The sequence below is a fragment of the Caulobacter sp. GW821-FHT09B11 genome (genome assembly GCF_059418205.1).
The window spans coordinates 16,947-26,670 of the sequence record NZ_JBWKPK010000013.1 but is presented as its reverse complement, the minus strand read 5'-3'; the positions used below and the strand labels follow the sequence as shown (position 1 = coordinate 26,670).

At 70.4% G+C, this 9,724-nt stretch carries 12 protein-coding genes; 10 read left to right on the top strand and 2 right to left on the bottom strand.

Annotated elements, in window-relative coordinates:
* Positions 1-19: 19 nt before the first annotated feature.
* The 5 genes from AC07N1_RS11545 to AC07N1_RS11525 all read left to right on the top strand — a co-directional run bounded on the left by AC07N1_RS11545 (position 20) and on the right by AC07N1_RS11525 (position 4,139).
* Entirely contained in the window at positions 20-436 is a 417-nt protein-coding gene (locus AC07N1_RS11545; protein WP_494671948.1) for a hypothetical protein, read from the top strand.
* Between the two features lie 73 nt (positions 437-509).
* Positions 510-1,544, top strand: a complete 1,035-nt coding sequence (locus tag AC07N1_RS11540) for a threonine aldolase family protein (protein WP_494671947.1) — start codon at positions 510-512, stop codon at positions 1,542-1,544.
* Between the two features lie 65 nt (positions 1,545-1,609).
* A complete protein-coding gene (locus AC07N1_RS11535) occupies positions 1,610-2,299 on the top strand; it encodes a hypothetical protein (protein WP_494671946.1) in 690 nt (229 codons plus the stop codon).
* Entirely contained in the window at positions 2,299-3,552 is a 1,254-nt protein-coding gene (locus AC07N1_RS11530; RefSeq protein WP_494671945.1) for a M48 family metalloprotease, read from the top strand. The genes AC07N1_RS11535 and AC07N1_RS11530 overlap by 1 nt, the downstream gene beginning before the upstream one ends.
* The gene (locus AC07N1_RS11525; RefSeq protein ID WP_494671944.1) at positions 3,549-4,139 is read left to right on the top strand and encodes a hypothetical protein; all 591 of its coding nucleotides are present in this window, start codon (positions 3,549-3,551) and stop codon (positions 4,137-4,139) included. Before AC07N1_RS11530 ends, AC07N1_RS11525 begins: the two co-directional genes overlap by 4 nt.
* Positions 4,140-4,342: 203 nt before the next feature.
* On the opposite strand, the gene AC07N1_RS11520 is transcribed toward AC07N1_RS11525, so the two are convergent.
* Complete coding sequence (locus tag AC07N1_RS11520) at positions 4,343-4,678, bottom strand: PRC-barrel domain-containing protein (RefSeq protein ID WP_494671943.1); 336 nt, start codon at positions 4,676-4,678, stop codon at positions 4,343-4,345.
* A gap of 100 nt (positions 4,679-4,778) precedes the next feature.
* Here AC07N1_RS11520 and mutT point away from each other — a divergent pair, with 100 nt between their 5' ends.
* Both mutT and AC07N1_RS11510 read left to right on the top strand, forming a co-directional pair.
* Positions 4,779-5,207, top strand: coding sequence for an 8-oxo-dGTP diphosphatase MutT (gene mutT / locus AC07N1_RS11515; RefSeq protein ID WP_494671942.1), 429 nt, complete (start codon positions 4,779-4,781; stop codon positions 5,205-5,207).
* A 46-nt stretch (positions 5,208-5,253) separates the two neighbouring features.
* Positions 5,254-6,666 (top strand): family 43 glycosylhydrolase, encoded by a 1,413-nt coding sequence (locus AC07N1_RS11510; RefSeq protein ID WP_494671941.1) that lies wholly within the window; start codon positions 5,254-5,256, stop codon positions 6,664-6,666.
* Between the two features lie 236 nt (positions 6,667-6,902).
* Here AC07N1_RS11510 and AC07N1_RS11505 read toward each other — a convergent pair whose 3' ends face one another.
* Positions 6,903-7,814, bottom strand: coding sequence for a methyltransferase domain-containing protein (locus tag AC07N1_RS11505; protein ID WP_494671940.1), 912 nt, complete (start codon positions 7,812-7,814; stop codon positions 6,903-6,905).
* On the opposite strand from AC07N1_RS11505, the gene AC07N1_RS11500 reads away from it, so the two are divergent.
* Genes AC07N1_RS11500 through AC07N1_RS11490 form a run of 3 tightly spaced genes read left to right on the top strand, consistent with a single transcriptional unit; the run spans position 7,813 to position 9,712 of the window.
* On the top strand, positions 7,813-8,592 hold the full coding sequence (locus AC07N1_RS11500; protein WP_494671939.1) for a ComF family protein: 780 nt from the start codon (positions 7,813-7,815) through the stop codon (positions 8,590-8,592). The two genes, AC07N1_RS11505 and AC07N1_RS11500, sit on opposite strands and share 2 nt — an antisense overlap.
* 29 nt (positions 8,593-8,621) lie before the next feature.
* Positions 8,622-8,876: a glutaredoxin 3 gene (grxC, locus tag AC07N1_RS11495; protein WP_110120192.1), complete on the top strand. Its 255-nt coding sequence runs from the start codon at positions 8,622-8,624 to the stop codon at positions 8,874-8,876.
* Positions 8,873-9,712, top strand: a complete 840-nt coding sequence (locus AC07N1_RS11490; protein ID WP_494671938.1) for a carbon-nitrogen hydrolase family protein — start codon at positions 8,873-8,875, stop codon at positions 9,710-9,712. Before grxC ends, AC07N1_RS11490 begins: the two co-directional genes overlap by 4 nt.
* Positions 9,713-9,724 lie beyond the last annotated feature (12 nt).

Genomic DNA, 9,724 nt, shown 5'->3' with positions numbered 1-9,724 from the left:
CCGTGAAGGGGAGGGGCGCATGCAGCGACGGACATTCATCATCGGGGCGGCAGGTCTGGCCGCGACTCCGGCCGTCGCGGCGGCCGAGGTGGGCTGGAGCAAGCCGCTCGCGGTGCATTTCACGCCGGGGCGCGCCGATTCCCAGGGCATGGACTGGGACGAGATCCAGTCGGTGGTCCGCGCCTTCCAGAACCGCCCGAACCCTCGCAACGGCGACACTGTCCGCGTCGCCGGCCATATCGACGAGGCCGAGCGGCTGCAGGGCTTCAGGGATCTGGCGCTGCAACGGGCGCAATTCGTCGCCCAGGTGTTCGGCGAACTCGACAAGGCGCCGGGACGGGCGAGGGCGCGGCCTGGCCTGGGGCTTGTGGTCGATGTCGCCGGTCCCTCGGCCGATAACCGCGTCGCCCTGGTCTCCTGGCGCGTCAAAACTTGAGAAGACCGCCCTTGAAAAGGCCGCGGCGGGGCGGCATCGAGACGGCTCGTTCCTTCCGCTGAGTGATCCGTCCATGGCCCGCTACGACTTCGCTTCCGACAACGTCGCCGGGGCCATGCCCGAGGTGATGGAGGCGCTGCTGGCGGCCAACGCCGGTACGGCGTCGGGCTATGGGACCGACCATGTCAGCCAGGCGGCCGGCGACCGCATCCGCGCGGCGCTCGACGCCGACGCCGAGGTGAAGTTCATGCCGTCGGGCACGGCCGCCAACGCCTTCGCCCTGACCCTGCTGGCCTCGCCGCACGAGGCGGTGCTGGCCCACGAGCACGCCCACATCTGCACCGACGAGACCGGCGCGCCGGGCTTCTTCGGCCAGGGCGTGGGCCTGATCGGCCTGCCGGGCGCCTCGGGCAAGATCGAGCTTTCGGCGCTGGAAGCGGCCCTGGCCCAGCCCGACGTCTCCTACCGCCAGCCGGCGGCGGCCCTGTCGCTGACCACGGCCACCGAGTACGGAACGGTCTATTCGGAGGCCGCTCTCGAGGCTTTGATCGATCCGGTCAAGGCCAGGGGCTACGGCGTGCACCTGGACGGCGCGCGGCTGGCCAACGCCGTGGCGGCGGGCTTCGACCTCAAGGCCGTAAAGCGCCTGGGCGTCGACATCCTGGTCATGGGCGGGACCAAGGCCGGCTCGACCCCGACCGAGGCGGTGGTGTTCCTCAAACCCGAGCACCGCCGCCGCCTGGACTCGCGGATCAAGCACGCCGGCCAACTGGTTTCCAAGGGCCGGTTCCTGGCCGCGCCGTGGCTCGGTTTGCTGGACGAGACCGGCGGAACCGGCCCCTGGGCGACCCGCGCGGCGCACGCCAACGCCATGGCCCGGAAGCTGGCGGCGCTGATGCCCTATCCGATCCTGCACCCCGTGGAGGCCAACGGCCTGTTCGTCGAGATGAGCGATGCGGCCCTCGAGCGGCTGCGCGGCGAGGGCTGGTTCGTCTACCGGTTCCTCGACGGTTCGGCGCGCTTCATGTGCTCGTGGGCGACCACGCCGGAGATGGTGGAGGAGTTGGGCGCCGCTCTCGCCAAGATTGCCCTCGACGAACCGCTATAGCAACGCTAGCGTGCGGGCGACTGTTTCAGGGGTGAAACAGTCGGGGTATCTCTGGGGGCTTATCCGTGTCCGTTTTCCGTAGCGTCGCCATCACGGCGTGCCTGTTTCTGGCCGCCTGCACCACGACCAACACCCGTCTCGCCGACAAGTCGCCGACCAAGCCGGCCGCCGGCGCCAAGATCCTGATCGTCCAGCCGGACATCGAGCTTGGCCTGCTGACCGTGACCGGCATCCAGGAGGCGCGCGCCGACTGGTCGAGCCAGGCCCGCGGCAACATCAAGCGCGAACTGGAAGAGGCCGCGACGGCCAAGTCGCACGTCTTCCGCTCGCTGGACCCGACCACCGTCGACGATCCGCGCGCCCTGCAGCTGCTGCGCCTGCACGAGGCCGTCGGCAACTCGATCCGCGGCTTCAACTACGGCCTCTATTCGCTGCCGACCAAGAAGAGCTTCGACTGGACGCTCGGGAACGGCGCCCAGACCCTGGCCCAGGCCTATGACGCCGACTACGCCCTGTTCACCTACGGCCGCGGCGCCTATTCGAGCGGCGGGCGCAAGGCGGCCATGGTCGGCGCGGCCCTGCTGGGCGTCAGCATGCCGCTGGCCCAGCAGTACGCCTTCACCTCGCTGGTCGATCTGAAGACCGGCAAGGTGGTGTGGTTCAACGTCGCCGTGGCCGGCACGGACTCCGACATGCGCTCCCCCGAGGGCGCGGAGACCTTCGCCAAGGCCCTGCTGAAGGACGCGCCGCTCTGATGCCCCGCGTCCTTCGCCCGCGGGCGAAGGGCCTGGCCCTGCTGGCCGCCGCCGTCCTGGCGGCCGCGCCGGCGGGCGCCCAACCCCGCGCCCCGCACCTGCGCCCGGCCGACACCTCCGACGAGGGCGGCATCTGGGCGCTGTCCGAAAAGGCCGAGCTGGCGGCCCGCCAATCGGCCGAGCGCAACCGCGACCCGGCGCTCAACGCCTATGTGACCGGCGTCGTCGCCAAGCTGGCGCCCGAGTACCAGGGCGACATCCGGGTCTATGTGATGGACCGGCCGTTCTTCAACGCCCAGATGGCCCCCAACGGCTATGGCGAGGTGTGGTCGGGCCTGCTGCTGCGGGTGCAGAGCGAGGACGAGCTGGCCTTCGTGCTGGGTCACGAGGTCGGCCACTTCGCCGAGAACCATTCGATCGAGTCGTTCCGGGCGCTGAAGGCGCGGCTGGGGGCGACCATGGCCCTGCAGTTCGCCGTGGCGGCCGTGGCCATGGGGGCGGCGGTCAACGCCGGCTCGGCCCAGGGCGCCAGCGACATCATGCGCGCGGCCGGCGCGCTGAACGACCTGCTCTATCTGGGCCAGCTGGCCGCCTATTTCGGCTATTCGCGCGAGAACGAGGTCGAGGCCGACGGCCTGGGTTTCAATCGGGCCGTGGCCGCCGGCTACGACCCGGCCGCCGGGGCGACCCTGTGGCGCTCGCTGATCGCCGAGACCGGATCGTCGAGCTTCAAGCGCGTGCGCGACCAGGAAGCCCGGGCCAACATCTTCAGCACCCACCCGGTCAGCGCCGACCGGGTCAAGGCGCTGGACGACCTGGCCGCCAAGACGCCGACCAAGGCCAGCACGGCCGACCGCAAGGCCTATCGCGCCGTCATCCGGCCGCACCTGGCGGCCTGGCTGAAGGACGACCTGCGCCGGCGCGACTACGGCCAGAGCCTGGCCCTGATCGACCATCTGGCGGCCGAGGGCGAGGACCAGGGCCTGCTGACCTTCTACCGCGCCGAGGCCTATCGCCAGCGGCGCGGCGAGGGCGACCTGGAGCTGGCCCGCAAGGCTTACGCCCAGGCCGGAACCTATCCCGACGCCCCGGTCGCCGCCTGGCGCAGCCTGGGCGACCTGGCCCTGCAGGCCGGCGACCGCCCGGCCGCCAGGACCGCCTACGAAACCTATCTCGCCCGCGCCCCCCAGGCGCAGGACCGCTGGCTGGTCGAGGCCAGCCTCAAGAAACTCTCCGAAGGAAGCGCGACATGATCCGCACCAACGTCGTTCGCCTGCTGGCCGCCTCCGCTCTGGTCATGAGCCTGTCGGCCTGCGTCAGCGTCACCTCGGCCCCGGCCGGTCCCTACAAGGTGGGGACGGCGACCGTGACCCTCGGCCACGAATGGTCGGACATCAGCGCCATCATGTTCGCCCGCCCGGCCAAGGTGCGCCTGCTGTCGATGGACGGCCCGCTGCTGAACCGCCTCTACCTGACCGACGGTCTCGCGCCCGGCGAGTTCATGGTCAAGCCGACCGCCAAGGAACGCCCGACCCCGACCTACCGCGCCGGCATGGCCCCGACCGAACTGGTCGAGTTCGTCACCGACAGCGTCGCGGCCCTGGAATACCAGCGCGTCGAGACCGACAACCTGCGTCCGGCCAAGGTGGGCTCGGCCGACGGCCTGCGCTTCGACCTGAAGGCCAAGACCAAGGAAGGCCTCGACATTTCCGGCGCCGCCCAGGTGGCCGAGTTGAACGGCAAGCTCTACGTCGTGCTGTTCCTGGCCCCCAGCGAACACTACTTCGCCGCCGAACTGCCGGAGGTGGAGACGGTGCTGGGCTCGGTGAAGGTGGGGTGAGGCTCCAGCCCCCTACCTTCCCGTCATTCCCGCTCTTGTGGCGGGAAACCCTGGTTCCGCTCGCACGGACGGCGCAAGCGGCGTGCTGAGCACGCCGCCCCTCCTGCACCTGCGGCTGACAGAGGGGTTCCCGCCACAAGGGCGGGAATGACGGGAGTTTAGGACTGGATTTTAGGACTGGAGTTTAGGGACGGGGCTCGCCTTCACCCCTCGAAATACCGCTCCACCTGCTCGGCCCAGCCGTGGGAAGGTTTGGCCAGCTGGTCGCGGTCGTAGGCGGGGCTGTCCTTGAAGCGGTCCTTGGTGATCTCGACGGCGTAGGCCTCGGCCTTGTCGTCGAAGGTCAGCACGCGCCAGGGCAGGGGATGGTACTTGCCGCCGCTGAACAGGCCGGCCGGCTCGACGGCGACATAGCGGCCGATGCCGGCGTCGCGGTCGACGAACACCTCGCGGATGACGCCCAGCTTGTGGCCCTTGGCGTCGGTGACCGGCGTTCCGATCAGGTCGCCGCTCTTCACCAGACGATCGTCGACGGCCATGGCGTTCCTCCTTTGAATAGCCCAGAGGCAACGCTCGTCGCGTCGCCAAAGTTGCCCCAAAAGCGTTGCCAACCCCGGCGAAGCCCGCGATGGATCGGGCATGAGCACGCCCGCCGCCCCTCCGACCGACCGCCCCATCGTCCTGGTCGCCGCCGCCGCCCTGATCGACGTCGACGGGCGGGTGCTGATCTGCCAGCGCCCCGAGGGCAAGTCGCTGGCCGGGCTGTGGGAATTTCCCGGCGGCAAGGTCGAGACGGGCGAGACGCCCGAGCAGTGCCTGATCCGCGAACTGCACGAGGAACTGGGGATCACCGTGGCCCAGGCGTGCCTGGCGCCCTTCGTCTTCGCCTCGCACACCTACGAGAAGTTCCACCTCTTGATGCCGCTCTATCTGCTGCGGCGCTGGGAGGGGCTGGTGACGGCGCGCGAGCACAAGGCCATGGCCTGGGTAAAGCCTGACAAATTGAGCGACTACGAGATGCCGCCGGCCGATATTCCCCTGGTGGCCTGGCTACGGGATGTGCTTTAACTCAGACAAATCGCGATAAACGCGAGCAGGCTGGGAGAAGACGACCGTGGAGACTTTCGACCTGAAGCCTTCGCGGCGGGCCATGCTGGCCGGCGCCGGGGCCCTGAGCGTCGGCGGCTACGCCGCTGGGACCGCCGGGGCCGCCGAGCCGGCGCCGCTGCTCAATCCGGTCGTCCGCCAGCGGGCCGACGCCCAGGTCTTCAAGCACACCGACGGCTATTACTACCTGACGGGCTCGGTGCCCGAGTACGACCGGCTGATCATCCGCCGCTCGCGCACCCTGGCCGGCTTCGCCACGGCCGACGAAACGGTGATCTGGCGGCGGCCGACGGAAGGCAAGCTGGGCGGCTATATCTGGGCGCCCGAACTGCACTGGCTGGACGGCGCCTGGCACATGTATTTCGCCGCCGGCGACAAGGACCAGCCGTTCCGCATCCGCACCTACGCCCTGCGCTGCGACGGCCCCGACGACCTGACCGGCAAGTGGACCCTGCTGGGCAAGGTCGAGACGCCGTGGGACACCTTCACCCTCGACTCCACCAGCTTCGTCCACAAGGGCGTGCGCTACTTCTGCTGGGCGCAGAAGGAGCCGGGGATCGACACCAACAGCAATCTCTACCTGGCGCCCCTGGCCACGCCGACCACGCTGGCTCGGCCGCCGGTGCGCCTGACCGTGCCGACGCTGGACTGGGAGATCCGCGGCTTCAAGGTGGCCGAGGCCGCCGCCCCGCTGATCCGCAACGGCAAGGTGTTCATCGCCTATTCGGCCAGCGCCACCGACGACCGCTACTGCCTGGGCCTGCTGACCGCCGACGCCGAGGCCGACCTGATGTCGGAGGCTTCATGGAGCAAGTCGCCGGTCCCGGTCTTCGTGTCGTCGGAAGAGACCCGCGTCTGGGGACCGGGCCACAACTCGTTCACGGTGGACGAGCAGGGCCGCGACGTCCTGGTGTTCCACGGCCGCGACTACAAGGCGATCAAGGGCGACCCGCTGTTCGACCCCAACCGCCACACCCGCGTGCAGCGGCTCTACTACAAGCCCGACGGGACGCCCGATTTCGGCGTGCCGGCCGGGGCGGGCGAGATCCCCGACCGCTTCTCGCCGGTCGATCGGCCGGGGGCGTTCCTGCGCTACGAGGGCGAGGGCCTGAGCGTGGGCGAGGGCGCCTTGGCCGCGACCCAGTTGCGCCAGAAGGCCGGACCGGCCGGGACGGTGGTTCTGGAGCCGATCCTGCAGCCGGGCCACGTCGTGCGCGTGGTCGGCGGCAAGGCGGTGATCGCGCCGGCCAAGCCGGGCGACAAGGCCGCCGTCTTCAAGCGCATGAAGGGCCTGGCCGGCAAGGGCGTGTCGTTCCAGGCGCTGGACGGCCGGTATCTGGGCCACCGGGACGGCGCGGTGGTGGTGGCGCCGGCCAAGGACGCGAAGGCGCGTGCGGCGGCGACGTTTGTCGTGAGCTGAGTCCCCTCAGGGCGAGCATCTGTGTCTGCCTGACCAAAACCGCCTTCCTGGGCCTTGTGCCCAGGACCCATCGTTCAGCCGCTCAGACCTTGCCAGGACGGTCGAGGTTTGAGCGGTCGCAGGCATGGGCCCTCGCCACAAGGGCGAGGGAGGCGGAGTATAGTTCAGGAACGAAAACGCACCTGCTTCCCCCTCCGTCGGCTTCGCCGACACCTCCCCCATGGGGGGACGTTGCCTCAGCCCGCCTTGTCGCCCGCCGGCTGCTCCTTCACCCCCAGCGCATCGGCCAGCCGCATCTTGGCCGAGCCCGGGCGCAGCGGCTTCTGCTGGCTGGCGTGCGGCGCCCAGCCCGTGGCTGTGACGATTTCGAAGGTCGCCGGCACGCGGCCGTCGGCCTCGGCGAAGCGCTGCTGGTAGATCTCCAGGGCGCGGAATAGCACCTTGCGGCTCAGGGGCTTGCGCGAGCGGTCGAGCAGGACGCTGGTCTCGCCCATGCGGCGCAGGTCCTGAAGCAGCGCGATCGGGTGGCCGTAGCGCACCTTCACGCGGTCGACGTCGGCCACCGGCAGGGTGAAGCCGGCGCGTTGCAGCAGGCCCGCCGCGTCGACCGTGTCGGCGAAGGGCGAGACGCGCATCGAGACGCCGCCGGCGATCTCGTCTTCGGCCGCCATCAGCGACTGGCGAAGCTCGGTCAGGGTGGCCCCGCCGAACAGGGCGCCGATGAAGAGGCCGTCGGGGCGCAGGGCGCGACGGATCTGGATCAGGGCGCCCACGAGGTCATTGGTCCAGTGCAGGGCCAGGGTCGAGACCACCAGGTCGAGCGTCTCGTCGCCGAACGGCAGGCGCTCCTCGTCGGCGACCACGGTGGGGCCGCCGCGACCGGCCAGCATGCGGGCCGACAGGTCGGTGTCGATCAGCAGGCCGATCTTTGCCGCCGCGTCGCTTTCCGACAGCGCGGCGCGGAAAGCGCCGTCTCGGCTTCCGAGATCGACGGCGACCGGAAACTCCCGCAGGATCGCCTCCAGCCGCATGACTGCGTCACCGGCGGCGCGCGCCTTCAGGAAGCCGGCCTGGCCGAAGTGGGGCGCGGCGCGGTCGAGGCGGGCTCGGAGAAGGTCGCGGTCGAAGAGGAGGGGCGAACTGGTCATGCGGGCGGAACATGGCGATTTCCTTGCGCAATGGAAACCCGGCCCGCGTCTGACAGGTCTCGGCAGGGGCCTGCTCGACCTGATCCTGCCGCCCCGCGCCTTCGACGGCGAGCCGGCCCTGACGCTGGGACTGTCGGCCGGGGCCTGGAGCCGCATCGTCTTTCTCGACGGCCCGGTCTGCGACGGCTGCAGCGCGCCGTTTCCGTTCGACCAGGGCGAGCCGCTGTGCGCCCTGTGCCTGGCCAGGCCCCGCACCTTCGCGCGGGCCAGGGCCGCCTGCCTCTATGATGAGCACTCGCGGGATTTGATCCTGAAGCTGAAGCACGCCGACCGCACGGACCTGTCGGGCCTGTTCGCCCGCTGGATCTCGCGCGCCGCGCCCGACCTGCTTGACGAGGCCGACGTGGTTGTTCCCGTACCGATGCACCGCGCCAGGCTGCTGCGCCGCCGCTACAATCAGGCCGCCGAGATCGCCCGGCCGCTGGCCCGCGCGGCGGGGCGGCCCTATCTGGCCGACGCCCTGGTGCGCCAGCGCGACACCGCCAGCCAGGGCGGAAAGTCGGCCGACGGCCGCCGCCGGAACGTCGCCGCCGCCTTCGCCGTGCCCGATCGCAGGCGGCTGCTGGTCGAGGGAAAGCGGGTGCTGCTGGTCGACGACGTGCTGACCACGGGGGCCACCGCCGAGGGCTGCGCGCGGGCCCTGCTGGCGGCCGGAGCCTCGGCTGTCGACCTGACTGTCGTCGCGCGCGTTACAGAAATGCGAACCCGTCCTATATGAGGGCTGGAATCCGAGCTTTTGGAACCGACATGGCCAAGGTCACCATCTACACCCGTCCCTTCTGCGGCTACTGCGCCCGCGCCCTGAAGCTGCTCAACGACAAGGGCGCCGACTTCTCCGAGATCGAGGCGGGCATGGATCCCAAGCTGCGCCAGGAGATGATCGACCGCTCGGGCCGCGCCACCTTCCCGCAGATCTTCGTTGGCGAGCAGCACATCGGCGGCTGCGACGACATGATGGCGCTGGAGCGCGAGGGCAAGCTCGACCCGCTGCTGGCCGCATGACCACGGTCCGAGTCGGTCTCGTCCAGACGCGCACGCCGGCCACCCAGGCCGCAGCGCTCGAGCACGTCGCGCCGCTGGTGCGGCAGGCGGCCGAGGCGGGCGCTGCGTTCATCCTGACGCCCGAGGGCGTCAACGTGCTGCAGAAGGACAAGGAGAAGCTGCTGCCGACCCTCGTCCCGCTGGAGGACGACGTGGTGGTGCGCGGGCTGCAGGCCCTGGCGCGGGAATACGGCGTCTGGATCGACGTCGGCTCGGCGCTGGTGCTGCGCGAGGACGGCAAGGCGGCCAATCGTCAGGCCGTGATCGATCCTTCAGGCGCGATCGTCGCCACCTACGACAAGCTGCACATGTTCGACGTGCAGCTGCCGCCAAGAAACGGGAAGCCGGGTGAGACCGCGCGGGAATCGGCCGTCTACACCCCGGGCGAGCGGGCGGTGGTGGTCGACACGCCGCTCGGCCCGACCGGCCTGACCATCTGCTACGACATGCGCTTTCCAGCCCTGCACCGGGCGCTTGCGCTGGCCGGCGCCAAGGTGATCACCGCGCCCGCCGCCTTCACCCGCCCGACCGGCGAGGCGCACTGGGACATCCTGCTGCGGGCCCGGGCCATCGAGACCGGCTCGTTCGTCATCGCCGCCGCCCAGGGCGGCTTCCACGAGGACGGACGCGGCACCTGGGGCCGCTCGATCGCCATCGGCCCGTGGGGCGAGGTGATCGGCAAGCTTGACCACGACGAGCCGGGCGTGCTGATCGCCGATCTCGACCTGGCGGCCGCCGACAAGGCGCGCGCGGCCATCCCGGTCCTGACCAACGCCCGTGAATTCGTCGGGCCGTGAGCCCATATCAGG

What these genes read in the sequence shown, in the direction of transcription:
- AC07N1_RS11490 (WP_494671938.1), top strand. Translation starts at nt 8,873, where the DNA reads ATGACCACGGTCCGAGTCGGTCTCGTCCAGACGCGCACGCCGGCCACC.
- AC07N1_RS11545 (WP_494671948.1), top strand. Translation starts at nt 20, where the DNA reads ATGCAGCGACGGACATTCATCATCGGGGCGGCAGGTCTGGCCGCGACT.
- AC07N1_RS11500 (WP_494671939.1), top strand. Translation starts at nt 7,813, where the DNA reads ATGCGGGCGGAACATGGCGATTTCCTTGCGCAATGGAAACCCGGCCCG.
- AC07N1_RS11540 (WP_494671947.1), top strand. Translation starts at nt 510, where the DNA reads ATGGCCCGCTACGACTTCGCTTCCGACAACGTCGCCGGGGCCATGCCC.
- grxC (WP_110120192.1), top strand. Translation starts at nt 8,622, where the DNA reads ATGGCCAAGGTCACCATCTACACCCGTCCCTTCTGCGGCTACTGCGCC.
- AC07N1_RS11530 (WP_494671945.1), top strand. Translation starts at nt 2,299, where the DNA reads ATGCCCCGCGTCCTTCGCCCGCGGGCGAAGGGCCTGGCCCTGCTGGCC.
- AC07N1_RS11525 (WP_494671944.1), top strand. Translation starts at nt 3,549, where the DNA reads ATGATCCGCACCAACGTCGTTCGCCTGCTGGCCGCCTCCGCTCTGGTC.
- AC07N1_RS11520 (WP_494671943.1), bottom strand. Translation starts at nt 4,678, where the DNA reads ATGGCCGTCGACGATCGTCTGGTGAAGAGCGGCGACCTGATCGGAACG.
- AC07N1_RS11505 (WP_494671940.1), bottom strand. Translation starts at nt 7,814, where the DNA reads ATGACCAGTTCGCCCCTCCTCTTCGACCGCGACCTTCTCCGAGCCCGC.
- mutT (WP_494671942.1), top strand. Translation starts at nt 4,779, where the DNA reads ATGAGCACGCCCGCCGCCCCTCCGACCGACCGCCCCATCGTCCTGGTC.